Annotated in this window: 15 protein-coding genes; 12 read left to right on the top strand and 3 right to left on the bottom strand. The window is 69.6% G+C overall.

Going from position 1 to position 17,871, the window contains the following annotated elements; translation table 11 throughout:
• Positions 1-178 precede the first annotated feature (178 nt).
• The 4 genes from rplU (at position 179) to proB (ending at position 3,652) form a co-directional block, all read left to right on the top strand.
• Positions 179-490 (top strand): 50S ribosomal protein L21, encoded by a 312-nt coding sequence (gene rplU / locus IRT45_RS04240; protein ID WP_030512746.1) that lies wholly within the window; start codon positions 179-181, stop codon positions 488-490.
• Positions 491-538: 48 nt separating this feature from the next.
• Positions 539-805 (top strand): 50S ribosomal protein L27, encoded by a 267-nt coding sequence (rpmA, locus tag IRT45_RS04235; protein WP_025352062.1) that lies wholly within the window; start codon positions 539-541, stop codon positions 803-805.
• Positions 806-966: 161 nt separating this feature from the next.
• Positions 967-2,427 carry a GTPase ObgE gene (gene obgE / locus IRT45_RS04230; protein WP_194804557.1) on the top strand — a complete coding sequence of 487 codons (1,461 nt, stop codon included), beginning with the start codon at positions 967-969 and terminating at the stop codon, positions 2,425-2,427.
• Between the two features lie 106 nt (positions 2,428-2,533).
• Positions 2,534-3,652 (top strand): glutamate 5-kinase, encoded by a 1,119-nt coding sequence (proB, locus tag IRT45_RS04225; protein WP_062962953.1) that lies wholly within the window; start codon positions 2,534-2,536, stop codon positions 3,650-3,652.
• A 336-nt stretch (positions 3,653-3,988) separates the two neighbouring features.
• Here proB and IRT45_RS04220 read toward each other — a convergent pair whose 3' ends face one another.
• The 3 genes from IRT45_RS04220 to IRT45_RS04210 all read right to left on the bottom strand — a co-directional run bounded on the left by IRT45_RS04220 (position 3,989) and on the right by IRT45_RS04210 (position 6,592).
• A complete protein-coding gene (locus IRT45_RS04220; RefSeq protein WP_194804556.1) occupies positions 3,989-5,296 on the bottom strand; it encodes a hypothetical protein in 1,308 nt (435 codons plus the stop codon).
• Entirely contained in the window at positions 5,293-5,667 is a 375-nt protein-coding gene (locus IRT45_RS04215) for a hypothetical protein (RefSeq protein ID WP_194804555.1), read from the bottom strand. Before IRT45_RS04215 ends, IRT45_RS04220 begins: the two co-directional genes overlap by 4 nt.
• A 220-nt stretch (positions 5,668-5,887) precedes the next feature.
• A complete protein-coding gene (locus tag IRT45_RS04210) occupies positions 5,888-6,592 on the bottom strand; it encodes an ESX secretion-associated protein EspG (protein ID WP_194804554.1) in 705 nt (234 codons plus the stop codon).
• A gap of 270 nt (positions 6,593-6,862) precedes the next feature.
• Here IRT45_RS04210 and IRT45_RS04205 point away from each other — a divergent pair, with 270 nt between their 5' ends.
• From IRT45_RS04205 to IRT45_RS04170, 8 genes are all read left to right on the top strand, one after another.
• Positions 6,863-9,544: a phosphoenolpyruvate synthase gene (locus tag IRT45_RS04205; RefSeq protein ID WP_309240790.1), complete on the top strand. Its 2,682-nt coding sequence runs from the start codon at positions 6,863-6,865 to the stop codon at positions 9,542-9,544.
• Positions 9,534-12,887: an AMP-binding protein gene (locus tag IRT45_RS04200; RefSeq protein WP_194804552.1), complete on the top strand. Its 3,354-nt coding sequence runs from the start codon at positions 9,534-9,536 to the stop codon at positions 12,885-12,887. The genes IRT45_RS04205 and IRT45_RS04200 overlap by 11 nt, the downstream gene beginning before the upstream one ends.
• On the top strand, positions 12,887-13,138 hold the full coding sequence (locus IRT45_RS04195; protein WP_194804551.1) for an acyl carrier protein: 252 nt from the start codon (positions 12,887-12,889) through the stop codon (positions 13,136-13,138). Before IRT45_RS04200 ends, IRT45_RS04195 begins: the two co-directional genes overlap by 1 nt.
• On the top strand, positions 13,135-14,229 hold the full coding sequence (locus tag IRT45_RS04190; protein ID WP_194804550.1) for an SDR family oxidoreductase: 1,095 nt from the start codon (positions 13,135-13,137) through the stop codon (positions 14,227-14,229). Before IRT45_RS04195 ends, IRT45_RS04190 begins: the two co-directional genes overlap by 4 nt.
• Positions 14,226-15,128 carry a nucleoside-diphosphate kinase gene (locus tag IRT45_RS04185; RefSeq protein ID WP_194804549.1) on the top strand — a complete coding sequence of 301 codons (903 nt, stop codon included), beginning with the start codon at positions 14,226-14,228 and terminating at the stop codon, positions 15,126-15,128. The genes IRT45_RS04190 and IRT45_RS04185 overlap by 4 nt, the downstream gene beginning before the upstream one ends.
• On the top strand, positions 15,125-16,084 hold the full coding sequence (locus IRT45_RS04180; protein ID WP_194804548.1) for a ScbA/BarX family gamma-butyrolactone biosynthesis protein: 960 nt from the start codon (positions 15,125-15,127) through the stop codon (positions 16,082-16,084). Before IRT45_RS04185 ends, IRT45_RS04180 begins: the two co-directional genes overlap by 4 nt.
• Positions 16,078-17,073 carry a hypothetical protein gene (locus tag IRT45_RS04175; RefSeq protein ID WP_194804547.1) on the top strand — a complete coding sequence of 332 codons (996 nt, stop codon included), beginning with the start codon at positions 16,078-16,080 and terminating at the stop codon, positions 17,071-17,073. Before IRT45_RS04180 ends, IRT45_RS04175 begins: the two co-directional genes overlap by 7 nt.
• Positions 17,074-17,308: 235 nt before the next feature.
• Positions 17,309-17,869: a DUF4254 domain-containing protein gene (locus IRT45_RS04170; RefSeq protein ID WP_194804546.1), complete on the top strand. Its 561-nt coding sequence runs from the start codon at positions 17,309-17,311 to the stop codon at positions 17,867-17,869.
• The last annotated feature ends 2 nt before the right edge of the window (positions 17,870-17,871 follow it).

Raw genomic sequence — 17,871 nt, 5'->3', positions numbered from 1 at the left:
GTTGAGAAAACGCTGCGCTGTCATGAGATCCGGCTCGAAACGAGCCCTCCGGTGCGGAAGAAGTACCGAGGCGGCGGTGACTATCAGACCAGTCGTACGGCGGTTTCCGGTGTCCACCGGCAGGCGGCCGTGTGAGCAGAGTGCCGAGCACTAGTTGAGGAAAGAGGGCAGCCGACCGATGGCAACGTACGCGATCGTCAAGACCGGCGGAAAGCAGTACAAGGTCGCGGTCGGTGACCTGGTGAAGGTCGAGAAGATCGAGGGTGAACCGGGCACGGCCGTATCGCTGTCGCCGGTGCTGGTGGTTGACGGCGCCGAGCTGACTACCGATGCCGACAAGCTGGCCAAGGTTTCGGTGTCCGCCGAAGTGGTCGAGCAGACCAAGGGCCCGAAGATCCGGATCCACAAGTTCAAGAACAAGACCGGCTACCACAAGCGTCAGGGCCACCGTCAGAAGCTGACGGTCCTGAAGGTCACCGGCATCAAGTAATTTCGACCTAGCGAAACCACCCGGTTTCGAATCGAGGAGTTTTCAGCCATGGCACATAAGAAGGGTGCGTCCAGCTCTCGCAACGGTCGCGATTCCAATGCTCAGCGGCTCGGCGTGAAGCGCTTCGGCGGCCAGGCCGTCAAGGCCGGTGAGATCCTGGTTCGCCAGCGCGGAACCCACTTCCACCCCGGCGTCAACGTCGGTCGTGGCGGCGACGACACACTGTTCGCCCTCGAGGCGGGCGCGGTCCAGTTCGGCACCAAGCGCGGCCGCAAGACCGTCAACATCGTGGTACCGGAGCCGGCGCAGGCCTAGGGGGCCGGCGGAGCCGGCGGGGTGGGTAGAACTCTGCCGCGCCGGAGCCTTCTCCACACACTTTTCGAAGCGGGCCAGGGTTTAGCAGATAAACCCTGGCCCGTTCGCCGTTCCGGGAGGCTCACCACCACCGTCCACCGAAACACAGAGGTTCAGCTGGCATGTCCAAATTCATCGATCGTGTGGTACTGCACGTCCGCGCCGGTAAGGGCGGTCACGGCTGTGCCTCGGTGCATCGGGAGAAGTACAAGCCGCTCGGTGGACCCGACGGTGGCAACGGCGGCAACGGCGGGGATGTGATCCTCGAAGTCGACCCGAATGTGCACACGCTGCTGGACTTCCACTTTCACCCGCACGCCAAGGCCGGTAACGGCAAACCCGGCGAGGGCGGCAACCGCGACGGCAAACAGGGCGGGGAACTGCTGCTGAAGGTGCCCGACGGCACGGTCGTCATCGATGACGACGGTGAGGTCGTGGCCGATCTGGTCGGCGCGGGGACCCGGTTCGTGGCGGCCCGCGGTGGCCGCGGCGGTCTCGGCAACGCGGCGCTGGTGTCGCGCGCCCGCAAGGCCCCGGGCTTCGCCCTGCTGGGTGAGGACGGCGAGGAGCGCGACCTCGTTCTCGAACTCAAGTCCGTGGCCGATGTCGGCCTGGTCGGCTTCCCGTCGGCCGGCAAGTCCTCACTCGTCTCGGTGCTCTCGGCGGCCAAGCCCAAGATCGCCGATTACCCGTTCACCACGCTGGTGCCGAATCTCGGCGTGGTCTCCAGCGGTGACACCACCTTCACCGTCGCCGATGTGCCGGGCCTGATCCCCGGCGCCAGCGATGGACGCGGCCTGGGCCTGGACTTCCTGCGGCACCTCGAGCGGTGCGCGGTGCTGGCCCACGTAGTCGATTGCGCGACACTGGAACCCGGCCGCGACCCGATCTCCGATGTGGACGCGCTCGAGGCCGAACTGGCCGCCTACCGCCCGGCCCTGCAGGCCGATGCCGGATTGGGCGATCTGGCCGACCGGCCCCGCGTGGTCATCCTCAACAAGGCCGATATCCCCGACGCCGCCGAATTGGCCGAGATGGTGACACCCGAGTTCACCGAACGCGGCTGGCCGGTGTTCACGATTTCCGCGGTGAGCCGGGAAGGTCTGCGCCAGTTGACGTTCGCGCTGGCCGATATGGTCCGCGAATATCGCGAGGCGCATCCGAAGGCGGCGCCGAAGCGCCCGGTGATCCGGCCCGTCGTGGCCGGGGAGACCGGCTTCACCGTCGTGCCCGATCCGGAGGTCGAGGGCGGATTCATCGTCCGCGGTGAGCGCCCCGAAAGGTGGGTGCGCCAAACGCAGTTCGACAACGACGAGGCCGTCGGCTACCTCGCCGACCGGCTCGCACGCCTCGGCGTCGAGGACGAACTGGTCCGCCAGGGTGCGGTGCCCGGCGCCGAGGTCACCATCGGTGATGTGAGCTTCGAATGGGAGCCGCAGATTTCGGCCGGCGTCGATATGGTGATGACCGGGCGCGGGACCGACCCCCGTCTGGACCAGACCGACCGCATCTCCGCCGCCGAGCGCAAACATGCCTCCCGGGTACGCCGCGGCCTGGTCTCGGAGGACGAGGACCAACCGTGATCGCCCGCCACGCCGGTATCTCCGGTGTGCGCGGGCGTATCGGTCCGGTTGTCGTCGTGCGCCACGGTGGTGGCGTGACAAGTGAGTGAGTGTTGTTGTGACACAGGTGGATTCTGACAAGGGAGCGGTAACTACTCGGCAGTCGATCCGGACCGCGCGCAGCGTGGTGGTGAAGATCGGCTCGTCGGCGCTGACCAGCCTCGAGGGCGGACTCGACACCGCGCGCCTGGACAAGCTCGCCGAGGCGATCGAGGCCCGGATGCGCGCGGGCTCGGATGTGGTGGTGGTGTCGTCCGGTGCGATCGGCGCCGGCATCGCCCCGCTCGGGTTGGCCGCCCGCCCAAGGGATCTCGCGACGAAACAGGCCGCGGCGAGCGTCGGCCAATTGGCGCTGGCCCACGCCTGGGGCACCTCGTTCGCCCGGTTCGACCGTGTGGTGGGCCAGGTGCTGCTGACCGCGGGTGACTTCGCCCGGCGCGAACACCACCGCAACGCGCAGCGCACGCTCGACCGATTGCGCGCCCTGCACGCGGTCGCGGTGGTCAACGAGAACGACACCATCGCCACCGAGGAGATCCGCTTCGGCGACAACGACCGGCTGGCCGCGCTGGTGGCGCATCTGGTCGGTGCGGACGCGCTGGTCCTGCTGTCGGATGTGGACGGTCTCTACGACGGCGACCCCCGCAAGGGCGCCGCCACCTTCATTCCCGAGGTGCGCAGCAGCGCCGACCTCGACGGTGTGATCGCCGGTAGCGGCGGCGCTCTCGGCACCGGCGGTATGGCGTCGAAGCTCTCGGCCGCTCGTCTCGCCGCCGACGCCGGCGTGCCCGTCCTGTTGGCCGCCGCCTCCGATGCGGCGCCGGCACTGCGCGACGCCTCCGTCGGCACGGCCTTCGCCGCGCGTCCGGTCCGGTTGTCGGCCCGCAAGTTCTGGGTCCGCCACGCCGCCGACAGCCGCGGCGCCATCCACCTCGACGCCGGCGCCGTCAGAGCCGTCGCGCATTCGCGCCGCTCGCTCCTCGCCGCCGGGATCACCGGCGTCAGGGGCCGCTTCTACGGCGGCGATGTGGTCGACCTGCTCGCGCCCGACGGCCGCACGGTGGCTCGGGGCGTCGTGGAATACGACAGCACCGAACTGCAGGCCATGGCCGGCCATTCCACCTCCGAACTGCCGGAAGGTATGCAACGCCCCGTCATTCACGCCGACGATCTGGTGAAGGTGTAGGGATCTCGGCACCACAGTTGCGCGAGCGCGGACTGCCGGGGCGCGAATCACACGCCGTTCGCGAGAGGGAACGAGTCGAGGGCGGATCATGCGTCACGCCGAGGCGCGAATCCCAGGCGGTCACCGCGTGTGACCGGCCTCAGCAGCGGGGCCCGCGTTCGCCGAGGTTCGCCATCGCCATCGTCGCGGTCCAGGCCGTCGTGTGTGGAGAGGTTCTCTCCGGGAACTGCCACCGCTGTGCCGCGATGATCAGCAGTCCCACCCGGACTGGGCGGTCGGTGCGTTCCGCCCGGTCACAGCCGGACTGCCGAAATATCTCGCGCTCTCAACTCCCGCTCAGCCCGGCGGGGACACCCCGGGCTGGTCGGGCGTCGCCGGCGTATCGGTGTTGGGAATGGGACCGGTGATACCCGGCTGGCCTTCCTGGTCGGTGAGCGGAGGCGCCGACGGATCGGGTGGTACCGAGGCCGGAGGTGGTGCGGGCGCAGGGGGTTGAGGCGGTGGAGCGGATGCCGACGGGTCGGGTGGCTGTGGGGCCGGAGGTGGTGCGGGCGTGAGGGGTTGGGGCGGTGGAGCGGATGCCGATGGGTCGGGCGAGTGCGGTGCGGGGGTGTCGGATGGTGGCGCAGCCGGTGCGGTGGGGGCGGGGGTGACGGGCGGCGCGGCATGCGGATCGGACGTCGGGGGAGCAGGCGGCACCGAGCCTTCCGGTCCGGACGGCGCGGGTGCCTGCGTCGGGGTCGGCGAGGCGGGAGCGGAAGGGGTCGGCGGCGCCGGGGTCGGCGCGGGGTCCGGATCGTGCGTCGGCGCGGCGGGTCCCGGGGCCGACGAACTCGGTGCCGGATCGCCGGGTGCGGGAGCGGGTTGCGTCTGCGGCGGCGCCGGTGCCGGGCTCTCGGGTGCGGGTGCGGGCTGCGGCGACGCGGGTGTGCCGGGCACAGTGGCCGAGTTCGGGGCCTGCTCCGGTATCGAGGGCTCCGACTCGGACGACGGTGGGGCCGTGGGGTTTTGGAGCGATTGCGGCCGGTCGCCGTTCGGGTGTGCGGGAGCGCTGGGCCGCGGTCCGGCCGGGTCGGCTTGTGCCGCGGGTTCGGGCAGCGCCGGAACCGCGGTGCCCGCCGCGGAGTAGGCAGGTTTGTAGATCATGTTCATCGTCAGAATCGCCTCCTGACGCATGACCTCCTGGGCGATGCGCGCATCGATCACGTGCGCGGCCTCCAACACTCGGGCGATGGCATCCACCGGCCCGGAATCGCCCGGCGGGGGTACCGCCAGTTTGACCGCTTCCGCGGCGCCGGCGACCGCACCGAGCCGCGCACCGACCTCACCGAAGACGGCGGCCAATTCATCGACGGAGGCAGCGAAACTGTGCGCGCTCGCGGCGGCGGCCTCGGCGGCCGGGCCCTGCCAGCCGGCGTGGTCCATGATGCGCTCGGCCTGTGAGCGGGTGGCCGGCATGGAACCGGTCAGGGTGGCGGCCGCCTCCAGCCAGATCAGGGAGGCCTGCAGAATCTCACCGGCCTCGATCTTCTCGGTCCCGGTATGGATCTGTTCGTGCGTCATGGACTCGAAATGTTCCATGGCGCTGACGTATTGGGGGTCGGTGGGCGATGCGGCCGGCCCGTAACGGAATTCGGCGCTCATCGTGAGAGTCCGGACGAGATCGCCCGCAGCGCGGCCGCATGCGCGGAATCGGCCTCCTCGTAGAGCCCGGCGCTGATCAGAAAGGCCTCTTTCATGCGGTAGGCGGCGGCGATGTACTGGTCGAGCAGTTCGGCCGCATCGCGCGCCTTGCGACCGAAACCGGCCTGCAACTGCTGCGCGGAGAAGAAGCCCCCGAATCCGCTGAGCTGCGCCACCGAATCGAGGCGCTGCTGTAGTTCCCGAAGCCGGTCGGCCTGCTGCTGATAGATCTCGGCGCACCCACGCGCGGCCGCCGGATCGAAGGTGACGGTTCCCCCGCGCGCGGCCTGCAAGAAACGGGCGATATCGGCCTGGCTGGTCTCGATCGTCATGCGCACCCCTGAGATCGGTCGGTCCGACCAGCCTAATGGGGAAAGCCCGGAGGCGGCAGCGGAGCGTTACCACGTAAGCGCTCCCCATCGGGCTGCAATCACACAGCCTGACGGGGATCGCCCGGAGGCGGCTTCCCGGTGAGGCTGCAGGTCGACCCAGCTTACTGGTTCCGGCGATGTCCGGTCAGCCCGAGTTGCGGCGAATCCGCACCCGTCACGGTCATCGCGGAATGCGTTTTTGCAGGTGAGTGCCGATCTGCTGCCGGCTCGCGGGCACGATATGGACTTCGTCGCCCGCCTTGATGAGATAGCGCCCGTCCTCGGCGACGTCGATCCAGGTGTAGTACAGCGGCGCGGGCGGTGTGGGCCGGTCCAGGCCGGCCTCGATGCGGATATGTCCTTCGGCGGTATGCGGTTTCAGCAGCAGGCGGCGGATGCGCGGCGCCGGCGGTGAGGCCGGCCGCGGGCAGTCGTCGTCGCGTACCGCCTCGGTCGGCGCCGAGCGGGCGGGTTCACCTCCGGCCGGGCAGTCGGGCAGCAGCGCGGCGATGCGGGCGCCCAGTTTGGCGGTATGCCCGATCGACAATCGGATGGGCCCGCCGAATCCGGGTGTGCGTCCCGGTTCCTGGATCGCGAGCACAGCGTGGTCGTAGATCGCCGCGGCCACCGCCCGGATCTCGGTCCCCGGACTGTGTGCGCCGCCGATCGCGACCACGCGGGTGTGCGGCGCGGCCAGGATGCGCAGACAGGCGGAAAGGTCGGGGTCCGCGCCGAGCGGCAGCCGTGCCTGGAGGGTTTTGCGCAAGGTCGCCGCCTCGTCCTCGGTGCGCGGGGTTTCGAGGATGCGAAGGGGGAAGGGATGGCGATCGAGGTCGGTTTCGCGCCAGATGTGCGCGAACTCGTCCGGTGTGAATGACCAACTCACGCCGAATTACACCCTCCACCGATCGTCACGAGCCTCAACGTAGCGTAGCCGCGCTCCCGGCGGGCGGCCAGCCGATCTTGTTCGGATTTCGGTTAACACCGGCGAGCGCGGCCGGTATATCGAGACAACGTCCCGGTGACCGCCTGCGCACCGCGGCCGGTCGGATATCCGATCACCGGTATTCCGAAACGTATCCATTTCAGATATACCGTTACGAACTCTGCGAGCGACCGCTGGGCAGGCGCACGGTCCGCGATGACAGGAGACCTGGTGCACGAATCCGAAGCGGGCCCGGCCGAAGCGGCGGATGCCGGCGGGAAAGCGGCCGGGCTGCGTCGGTTGCGCGATGCGTCGTTGCCGGTGCCGGATTGGCTGGTCGTCGAGCCGGAGATGTTCGAACATATGCCTGCCGAGATCGTCACGGCGGCAGCGGAATTCGTTCACACGACCGATCTCGACGAGGCGCTGGTCCGCGGTGCCCGGTTACGCGCGCGCATCATGACCGCCACGCCCCCGGATGACCTCGTCGCGGCGATGGACGACGTGTGGCGGCGCCTGGGCCGTGCCCCGGTGGCAGTCCGGTCCTCGGCGGCGGTGGAGGACGGCACCACGTATTCGTTTGCCGGGCAGTTCGATTCGTTCCTGAACGTCTCAGGGGCCGAGGCGATCGCGTCGGTGGTGACGGCATGCTGGGCGTCGGCGTTGTCGCCGCGGGTGATCAACTACTGTTTCGCGCACGGACTGGCGCTGCCGGAGATGCCGGCGGTCGTCGTGCAACGCCTGATCGCGGCGGAAACCAGCGGTGTGCTGTTCACCTGCGATCCGAGCACCGGCGCCACGGACCGGATGCTGATCAGCGCGGTCTACGGTCTGGGCGAAGGGCTGGTCTCCGGGGCCGTGGACGCCGATACCTTTGTCGTGGACAAGTTTTCGGGCACGGCGATCGATACGGTCCTGGGCGAGAAGGCGACTCGCTACCGTCCGGACGGTGACCAGGGCTGTATCGCGGTGGACGTCGATTCCGCGCTGCGCGCCCGCCCGGCGCTCACTCCGGAGCAGGTGACCCGGCTGATCGAGGTCGGCCGCCGGATCGAGACCGCGACGAACGCTCCACAGGACGTCGAGTGGGCCTTCGACGCGGAGGGCCGGCTCTGGGTGCTACAGGCGCGACCGGTGACCACGGCGGTGGGGGACCCGTTGCGCGGCGCCGGTGAAGCGGTGCCCGCCGGCGATCTGCGAATCTGGGACAACTCCAACATCATCGAAAGTTTCAGCGGCATCACCTCACCGCTCACCTTCACCACCGCGGCCGATATCTACGGCCGGGTGTATCGCGGATATGCCGAATCCCTGGGGGTGCCGCAGCCACAGGTCGCGCAGACCGACAGCTGGACTCCGGTGCTGCTCGGCTACTTTCACGGCCGCGTCTACTACAACCTGCTGCACTGGTATCGCATGGTCGGCATCGCGCCGGGCTATGCGCTCAACCGCCGTGTGCTCGAGGCCGCGCTCGGCGTGGCCGAACCATTGCCGGACGATATCGCGAAGACGTTGCGCCCGTTCATCTTCGGCAATCCGCTGCGGCGGGTGATGTCCCGGGCCCGCACCACCGCGATCTATCTGCGCCGCATCGCCGGGATCGACGCGATGATGCGGCGGTTCCTCGACGAGTTCTACCGCGTCTACGACGATTTCGAATCTCACGACGACAGCGCCGACACCGGGGCTCAGGCCTACGCCCGCTATCGCGAACTCGATCGGGAACTGGTGCACCGCTGGGGTCCGATGATGGTTCTGGACGCGATGCTGCTGACCCTCACCGGCCTGCTGTACGTCCTCACCCGGATATTCCTGCCGAAGGCGCCGGAGTGGTTCCTCTACGCCGTCGCCGGACCCGGGGCCGACGTCGAATCCGCCGAGCCGGCCCGTGCCATGTCGGCGCTCGCCGCGATCGTGCGGGAGAACGCCGATCTGCGCAAGCTGCTGGAAAGCACTGCCCCGGAAGGCATCTACGACGCACTGATCACGGCGGGTCACGACGACTTCCGCGCGCGTGTCGACGAGTACATCGACCGCTACGGCTACCGCAGCCTCGACGAACTGAAGCTCGAGACTCCGGATCTGCGGGAGGATCCGTCGGGCCTGTTCGTCATGGTGCTGGCCGCGCTGCCGGAACATCAGGACCGCGCCGCCGACGACGCGCAACGGTATCTGGATACCCATCTGCGCGGGTGGCGCCGCGCGATCTACGAACGCTTACGGCGCAAGGTGTCTCGCTGCGCGGGGCATCGGGAGAGTTTGCGCTTCTGCCGCACCCGCGCCTTCGGCATGGTCAAGCGAACCCTTCGAATTATGGGACGAGACCTGGTGCGGCGCAATATCATCGACGAATTCTCGGATGTGTTCCACCTGACGCTGCCGCAACTGCGCAGCTGCTACGAGGGCGGCGATACGGCCGGTCTGCGGGCCGTGGTCGCCGCCCGCAAACAGCAGCGCGCCGCCGACGCGCGCCTGGTCGCACCGGCCCGGTTCGTCACCCACGGAGGCGGTTTCGGCCCGGCCGAACTGGCGGCGGCCGGCTGGGTGCCGATCACCGACACCCCGGCCGCGACAGCGGGTTCGGTGTTCACCGGGACGCCGTCGGGTGGGGGGATCGGCACGGGTCCGGCGGTGGTGGTCGACGAGCCGCGCGACGTGGCGGGCGGTGTGCTCGTCACCTATCGAACCGATCCGGGATGGGTGGCGGTGCTGCCCTCGGCGACGGCTCTCGTCGTCGAGCGGGGCAGCCCGCTCACCCATGTCGCCATCGTCGCGCGCGAACTCGGTGTGCCGACGGTGGTGCAGATTCCGGGTGTCACCGGATCCGTCCGGACCGGGATGCCGTTGCGGGTCGACGGCAGCGGCGGAACCGTCACCGTGCTCGAAGAAGGGGAGGCAACCGATGCCCAGTGAACTGCCGAACACCGACGACGACCAGGCATTGGTGCGCGGCTGGCTGGTGAATCCCGCCACCGCCACCGGCATTCACCTCGCCGACGAAGCCGACGGCTGGCAGTTCCGCAGCTACGCCGAACTCGCCGAGCTGACCTGGTGGGTGGCGGGCCGGCTCCGCGAAGGAGGTCTCGGGGGCGGGGACGAGGCCGGGGTCTGCGTCGTCATGCCGACCGGATTCCCCTGTGTCGCCGCCTTTTACGCGGTGTGGGCGTGCGGTGGAGTGTTCACGCCCATCGCCCCGCCCATGTTCGCCGATATGGCCCAGTACATCGCGCACGTCGCGGCGATCCTCGACCAGGCCGCACCACGCGTGGTCGTGACCTCCGTGGAACTCGAAACACTGGTCCGTGAGGCGATGACGGCGGCCGGACGTGCCGACGAACCGGTCGTCGTCGGCGACACCGGATCGCCCGCCGACCGGACGCTCGCACCCGCGGCCGAAACGGCACTGCTGCAGTTCACCTCCGGGTCGACCGGAACCCCGCGCGGTGTGCGGGTGTCGTGGCACAACCTGGCCAACAACATCCGGATGATCAGCCGGCTGATCGACTGGCGACACGGCGAGGCGATGGTCTCGTGGCTGCCGCTCTACCACGATATGGGCCTCGTCGGCGCATTCCTCACCACCGTCGCCAATCAGGGGGACCTGTATCTGATGCGTCCCGATCAGTTCGTGCGCGATCCCGCGCGCTGGCTGCGGGCGATGGTGCACGCCCAGCACTCGCCGTCGCCGTCGTTCGCGCTCGGCTATGTCGCACACCGCGTTTCGCCGGCCGACATTGCGGATCTGGACCTGTCGGGATGGCGGACCCTGGCGGTCGGCTCCGAACCGGTCGAAGTCGAGGATCTGCGGTCCTTCGCCGATCTCACCGGCGCGCGCGGCTTCTCCGCTCGCGCCTACACCCTCGCCTACGGTCTGGCCGAGGCCACGCTGATGGTCACCTCCTCGGCACGCGACCGGCCGCTCACGGCCCTGCGGGTCGATACCGCGACCCTGCGCCCCGGTGAGCCGGTGCGGATCGTCGCGGAGGTCGCACTCGCCGACGACCGATGGGTGAGCGGCCCGGGCTGGATCACCGGCCTCGGGTACTCCACTCCCGAATCCACCGTCGTGGTGGTGGACGAGCACGGCCGCGAACTGCCCGACGGGGTGCTCGGCGAAATGGTGGTGATCGGCGATTCGGTAGCACTCGGATATACCGACGGTGCCGGCGGCGCGACCCGCATCACCGACGGCCGGCTCTACACCGGTGACGCCGGATTCCGTTACCACGACGAGGTTTTCGTACTGGGCCGGATGGGTACGAGCCTGAAGGTGCGGGGGCGGTCGGTGTTCATGGAGGACATCGAATCCCGGGTGGCGCGCGAAACCGGGATCACCAAGGGAAAGCTCGCGGCGGTCTCGCTGACCGGCGGCGCCGCACCCGGCATCGTGCTCTTCGCCGAAACCGCGCCCGGGGAGTGGATCACCCGGGCCCGGACCGTGGTGCGCGGCGAACTGGGCCCCGCGGGCACCGTCGGCGTCGTCACCGGACCGCGCGGCTTCATCCGCCGCACCTCCAGCGGCAAACCGCGCCGCCGCCACATGTGGCAGCTCTACACCGAGGGCCGATTGGCCGGCGCCACCGAACATCCCGGCGCCGACACCACCGCGACGAATGTCTCCACCGCGCCGGCGCTGTCGCTCGATCGTGCCGAGCGGCTGCTGGCCGCGGCACTGGACACGGTCTCGATCCCACCGAATTCCGCCGCCCTGTTCGAGGGGTCGCTGGCGGAGGGATTCGGCAACGAGGGTTCCGATATCGACTTCCTGATCGTGGCGCCCGGCGACGAACAGATGCCGACGCTGCCGACCGTAGTGTTCGCCGACGGCCGCCGCATCGAGATCCGCACCCGGTCCGAGGCGCAACTGCGCGCGCAACTCGAGCGCGTGACCGGTGCCGGCGATCTCGACGAGGACGTGCTGAACCGGTGCCAGCGGTTCCGGAATGCGACGGTGCTGCGGTCGAGCGCGGCCGTGGATCTGGACGGGTTGCTGGCGCTGCTGCCCGCCGACGGCTTCGCCGAGACCGTGTCCGGCTGGTGGGCGCAGCGCAGCCGCCACGCGCTGTGGTTCGCGGTCGCCCTGCGCGCGATGGGCGCCGACGCGGAAGCCGACGGGTGGGCGCGCGACGGCCTGCTCCAAGCGGTCAAATCGTGGGCCGCGACGCGCGGGGAGACCTATATCGAGACGAAATGGGTTCCGCGACAGCTCGATCGGATCGTGGCGGCCGATCCCGGAGTCGCGGAGCAGGTCGACGCCTACCGGGCACTCCCGGCCGTCGCGACGCTCGGCGAGACGCTCACCCTGGCCCGGCGATTCGGCATCGATGACGTCACCGATGATCCCGAGCGGATTCTGCTGACCCGGGTCGACGGCGTGACCACGTGGCCCATCGGCGACCGGATCCACGTGCTCCGCGACGATCGGGACGTCTTCGCACTCTCCGACCGCGGCGCCGCGGCCTGGCGCGGTGTGGTCGCCCGGAAGTCGGTCGCCGACATACTGCGCCGGTCGCCGATCGGCACCGAACTCGCCGAATTCGTCCGTCTGGGCTTCATCGGACTGTCCCTGCGCGGCGGCGAGACACTGCGTCCCGCGCTCGCCATGTGCAAGCCGGTACGCCCGGTCACGCCGATTCCGTCCACGCGGATGCCCGCGCTCGGACTCGCCGGTGGCGGCGCGGACCGCGATATCGCGACCCTGTCACCACTGCCGGCCCAGCGATTCGTCGCCTGCGCGATGGAGGTGGTCTGGTCGAATGTGGTGCTGGAGAACGCCCGCGAGGATCTGATGGGCGCGGTGAAAGCGGGGCAGGGTGCCGTCGCCGACATCGCGGCGCATCGGGCAATCGCGATGTGCGTGCGAATGGCGCTGGCCACCTACGGTATTCGCCCGCTGCCCCCGGATGTCGCGCCCGGCCGGACGCTGTCCGCGATGGTGCCGGATACCGGACCGCTCCGCGAGCTGGTCGACCGCGCGTCGGCCCTGCGCTTCTCCGAGGTCCTCGGGTCGGGCGCGAGCGGCCTGGACGAACTGGCCGTGCTGGACGAACTCGCGGCCGCGGTGCGTGAGATCGCCGGGGGCACACAGTTTCCGGCGTCGTTCGATTCGCGGGAGCAATGGCGGCGCACGCTCGACATCAGCTACGACTGGCTGCGCCCGGCCGCCTATCTCGATACCGAACTGCCGCTCGACGAGGCCCGCGACCTGCTCGGCTCGGGCGGGCGGCAACCCCACCAGCGCGACGGAGGACAGTGATGACGAATGTGGACGGCCCAGTGGCGGAACGGGTGCGCCGGCTCGTGGTCGCGATGGCGCCGGCCCCGCCTGCCGAAGCGGGCGACCAGCTGCGGCTGATCGAGGATCTCGGCTTCGACTCACTTCGTTTGATGGAGCTGACCCTGGTCCTCGAACAGGCCTTCGGACTACCGCGCTACCGGCCCGAACAGCTGGCCGGTGTGCGCCGCATCGGGGATGTGGTGACCCTGATCGAGGAGGTGCGATTGTGACCGGATACGACACCGTCCTGGTGACCGGCGCGGGCGGCCTGGTCGGTGCGGAGGTGGTGGCGCGCCTCGGCGTGGCGGGCCGGCCCGTTGTCGGGCTGGTGCACAGCACTGCGCGGATCGTCCGCAACGACGGTGCCGAGATCGACGGCATCGAGACGGTGCGCGGCGACATCCGGCGGCTGGGTTTCGGCCTCTCCCGGCACGACGCCGCCGAACTCGGTTCCCGCGTCGGCATGATCGTGCACTCCGCCGCGACCACGGCCTTCGACGCCACCGCCGGCGACTACGAGGAACTGAACGTGCGCGGCACCGCGCACGCGATCGAACTGGCGCTGCGCTGGGACGTGCCGCTGGTGTACGTGAGTACCGCCTACGTGTGCGGGATGCGGGCGGGGGTGGTCGCCGAGGCGGAACTCGATGTCGGACAGGCCTTCGGAAACGGCTACGAGGACAGTAAGTTCCGGGCCGAACGCCAGGTGCGCTGCACGCCGGGGCTGCGCTGGGCGGTCGTTCGTCCCGGCGTCGTCACGGGCGCCACCGGCACCGGCGTGATCCGCGATTACAAGAACCTCTACACCGTGGTGAAGCTGATCGTCGAGGGCAAGCTGCGCTCACTGCCCGGTCGCTACGACGCCACGATCGCGCCCGCACCGGTCGATTTCGTCGCCGACGTGATCACCGCGGCCGCGACCGACTTCGAATCGGCCGCGGGACAGACGTTTCACGCCGTCGGCGCCGATGCGCTCTCGCTGCGCGACATCTCGGACGTCCTCGCCGAATATCCGTCCTTCCGGGTCGCGACCTTCGTGCCCGAGGCTTCGTTCGCGGTGGAGGATCTGGAACCGCTGGAGCGCGAATACTTCCAGCGCATCGGCGCGCTGTACACGAGTTACTTCGCCCGCCGACCGCTGTTCGACACCACCGCGACACACGCCCTGCTCGGACGGGATTGCCCGCCGAGCGGCAAGCCGTATCTGCGACTGCTCCTGGACCACTGCCTGGAGAGCGGTTACCTCGGCGATCCGCTGCCGTCGGTGTCGGAAGTACTGGCGCGCTTCGGCCCGGACGCGACAGTGGGAGGCAGCCGATGAATCTGGCGCAACTGCTGGCGGCGTCGACCCCGCTGCCGGACAAGGCGGCCGCCTATGCCGAAGACACCTACGTTCAGGAGACGGTCGACGAACTCGGTGCGGCCGGACTCGATGCGGCCGATTTCTCCCGCCGATACTCGCTGCTGCTGCTGAAACCGGACGCGGTCGTGGCGCGGGCCGTCGAACCGACCCTGCGGTGGTTGCGGGACAACGATTTTCGTGTCGTCGCGGCGCGCATCTGCGCGGTGGACCGGCATCTGGTGCGCGCGTTGTGGTACTTCGCGTGGAATATCGCTTCGCCGGAGCGACGGCGGCTCGCCGATCTGCTGACCGAGATCTCCGATGCGCTGATCCTGGTCGTCTCCGGCGAAGCCGCCGCGCTGCCGACCTCGGTGCGGCTCACGGCGGCCAAGGGCCCCACCGATCCGGGCAAGCGGCAACCCGGTGAATTGCGCTATCTGCTGGGCAGATACAGCTACCTGCTGAATCTGGTGCATTCGCCCGACGATCCTGCCGACGTGCTGCGCGAGTTCGCGATCTACTTCGACACCGACACCCGTGCGCGGGTGCTGCGGGAGATCGAGTCCGGGAGGGACCGCGGTGTCGAAGCCGCCGCCTGCGCCGCGGAGCTGTACTCCCGCACTCCCGCACGGGATTTCGGTCGGTCGGCCGCCGTCGCGCGTCTGCGCGCCGACGTCGGTGATGTTCCGGCGGACTTCGATCCGGATCGCGACGAGGACTGTGCGCTGCTGTTGCGCCGCGCCTGGGCTACCGGCCGCGCGATCGATCCCTGGTCAGCCATCGTCCTCGGTTCCCACGTACTGCCCATGCGCAACGGCGGGCGGCGCCAGATCCTGCCCCCGGTATCCGCACACGACTGGTTGGAGGCACGACCATGACGATCGACACCGCGACCATCCCGACCGCGAGCCATGTGCACACCATCTCCCGGCATCTCGCCCACCGCTGTGCGGTTTCCGAGGTCTTCGTCACCTCGCTGCACGCCGCGCGGTCCGACGAATTCGTGGTCGGCGCCCAGCTACCCCGCATGCACGCCTTCTACGGCGACCACCTGGCGCCGTGGGACGGCACCTACGATCCCATGCTGGTGATGGAGGCCGCCCGGCAGGCGGCGATCGCTCTCACGCACGAATACTTCGGTGTGCCAGAGGATTTCGGATTCGTGGTGCGCACCTTCAACGGTGCCGTCGCGGAGAGCGACAGCTGGGTGATCGGGCCCGCGCCCGCGGATCTGGTGATGTCGGTGCAGATTTCCCGCCGACATCGGCGCGGCGAGGTCCTGCAGGGGGTGGATATGGTGCTCGACATCGAATGCGGCGGTGAGCCGCTGATGATCGTGGACGGATCCTTCACCTGGGTGTCGCCGTCGCGGTGGGAGGCGCTGCGCGGCGGGTTGCGTACCGGGCTGGGCCTCGGCGACATCGGCGCGGCGCTGCCGCCCGGGCAGTCGGCCGCGGCGGTCGATGTGGGCCGGGCCAACGGGCGCAATGTGGTGATCGGCCCGATGCGGCGGGTCGGCGCGGCCGCGGTCGCCGAGCTGGCGATCGACACCGGACATCCGATCCTGTTCGACCACGCCGTGGATCACGTCCCCGGCAGTGTGCTGCTCGAGGCGGCACGTCAGACGGTCACCGCGATGGCGGTGTCCGAACCGGGCCGGCTGATCGGGGTTTCCAGTTCCTTCGAGCGGTTCGTGGAGCTGGACCACCGCGCCGAATGTGTGGCCCGTGCCTCGGATGACGTTCCGGGACAGGTCGATTGCGAAATCAACCAGTGCGGTGCGGTGGCCGCCCGTATCGGCCTGCGCTACGACACCGACGAGGCGGAATGCTGAGCGGTTCCGTCCCGCGGATCGCGCGCTTCACCGCCGCGCGGTACGAAACGCATCATCTGCTCTACGCGGTCATGTTCGTCGCCGCGGTGGAGGGCACCGCGGCGGTGGTGTCGCATCCGGATTCCGCGTGGCGCCCGGGATGGGCTACCGCGGTGCGGATCGTCGTCGTCGCGGTGCTGCTGCTGTTTCTGCGCATGGTGGACGAGATCAAGGACCTCGACTACGACCGGGTGCACAACCCGGACCGGCCGCTGGTCACGGGAGCCGTGAGCGTCGGCGAATTGTGGGGTGCGATCGGGTCGCTCGCGGTGCTGCTGACCGTGGTGTCGTCGCTGCTGTCGTGGTGGTCGGCGGTTCTCGTCGTCGCGGCGATGGGGTACGGCCTCGCGCTGTGGGGGCTGGAGAGCGTATCGGCGCGGATTCGCGGCTCTCTGCTGCTGAATCTGGCCGTGACCTACCCGGTGCAGCTGTGGATCATCGCGTACCTCGTGCGTTCGGCGATCGACACCGGGCAGGTCGAATCCGGATGGCGGACAGCCTGGGTCGCGCTGATCTTCGCGGGCGCCTTCCTCCATTTCGAATTCGCGCGCAAGACGGCGGCGGACCCGCGCCCCGGGCAGTGGTACTACTCGAATGTCCTGGGGCGGCGGGGGAGTGTCGTCGCGATTGTGGGATGCGCGGCCCTCGCGGTCGGTGCGGACGTGGCGCTGAGCCGGCCGTGGGAGCGTCCGCTGCCGTGGGCGTTGCCGGCGTGGACACCAGTGGGATTGTTACTACTTCCGGTCCTCGCGGCCGGATCGTTCCTGACTCGCGTCCCGGAACCGATGCGGCCACCGGTTCCGTCGTCCGAGCCCGCGCGATACGGCTCGGCGTCGCTCGCTGCGGGCGGGGCGGATTCGGCCACCCGCGCGTATCCCGTTGTCCCGGCTGTGGTATTCGTACTGGTGTTGTATCTGATTCTCATCGTCACCGCCGTGACCTGGCGATAGTTCCCACGGCGGGCAGGGGCTCAGGCCCAGGGGCATCGGAAGGCCACTGAAAGGGCAGTGACCGGGCCGCCGCGAGCGCGCACGCTGGGAAGTAGCACCCGGCGCCGCAGGATTGCCCCCTTCGCATCGTGCGGCACACCGGATCCGGCGCGGTTTGCCCTTGCCGCGTCGGGCTCGCGGTCCGGTGTCTCGTTCGTGGCGTCGGGTGCAACCACGACCCTTCCGGAGGTATCCGATGTCCGCCGCCTCGCAGCCGTACGGCCGCGCCGCGCGGACCGGCCCGGGCGGGCTGCGCGGCCGGTGCGCCGCCGCGGTGGACCGGGGCGCCGTGGGGACGGGCGCCCCGGGCACGGCCGCCGAATTCCATCCCGAGATTCCCGGCGCCCATGAACTTCTCGCCGCCTGCTGTGGCCATCTCGGCGACCAGGCCGACGACCACCCGGTCACCCGGGCCACCCGCCAACTGGCCGAACTTCACCTCGTCCGCCGTCGCTCGCCGGTTCGCGCGGCGGAGATCGACTGTCGCAGAAGGGAAATCGTCGTCCAGATCGACCGCTGGGTCAGCGACCGCACCGCCGCCGCGGCCCATCCGCGTTCCCTCGGTGCGGCCGTCGACGGACTCGCCGCCGCTCAGGTCCGCGCCACCGTCCTGCTGCGCGACGCCGAGACGGTCGGGGACGAACGAGTCAGGGCCGCATGGTTTCTGGTCGGCTCACTGGCCGACTGGTGGGGCGAACTGGTCGAGCAGCACGTCGGCAACGCTCGCCCGCGCCGGCGTCCGCGCGGTGCGCGATGACG

It is taken from the genome of Nocardia sp. BSTN01 (assembly GCF_015354405.1).
Classification (GTDB): Bacteria; Actinomycetota; Actinomycetes; order Mycobacteriales; family Mycobacteriaceae; genus Nocardia.
Note: the sequence above shows the minus strand (reverse complement) of the source record. Positions and strands in the feature narration are given on the sequence as shown.

Bases quoted from the DNA above. Each gene is read 5' to 3' on its own strand.
- rplU (WP_030512746.1), top strand. From the start codon at position 179: ATGGCAACGTACGCGATCGTCAAGACCGGCGGAAAGCAGTACAAGGTC.
- rpmA (WP_025352062.1), top strand. From the start codon at position 539: ATGGCACATAAGAAGGGTGCGTCCAGCTCTCGCAACGGTCGCGATTCC.
- obgE (WP_194804557.1), top strand. From the start codon at position 967: ATGTCCAAATTCATCGATCGTGTGGTACTGCACGTCCGCGCCGGTAAG.
- IRT45_RS04220 (WP_194804556.1), bottom strand. From the start codon at position 5,296: ATGAGCGCCGAATTCCGTTACGGGCCGGCCGCATCGCCCACCGACCCC.
- IRT45_RS04215 (WP_194804555.1), bottom strand. From the start codon at position 5,667: ATGACGATCGAGACCAGCCAGGCCGATATCGCCCGTTTCTTGCAGGCC.
- IRT45_RS04200 (WP_194804552.1), top strand. From the start codon at position 9,534: ATGCCCAGTGAACTGCCGAACACCGACGACGACCAGGCATTGGTGCGC.
- IRT45_RS04195 (WP_194804551.1), top strand. From the start codon at position 12,887: ATGACGAATGTGGACGGCCCAGTGGCGGAACGGGTGCGCCGGCTCGTG.
- IRT45_RS04185 (WP_194804549.1), top strand. From the start codon at position 14,226: ATGAATCTGGCGCAACTGCTGGCGGCGTCGACCCCGCTGCCGGACAAG.
- IRT45_RS04180 (WP_194804548.1), top strand. From the start codon at position 15,125: ATGACGATCGACACCGCGACCATCCCGACCGCGAGCCATGTGCACACC.
- IRT45_RS04175 (WP_194804547.1), top strand. From the start codon at position 16,078: ATGCTGAGCGGTTCCGTCCCGCGGATCGCGCGCTTCACCGCCGCGCGG.
- IRT45_RS04170 (WP_194804546.1), top strand. From the start codon at position 17,309: ATGTCCGCCGCCTCGCAGCCGTACGGCCGCGCCGCGCGGACCGGCCCG.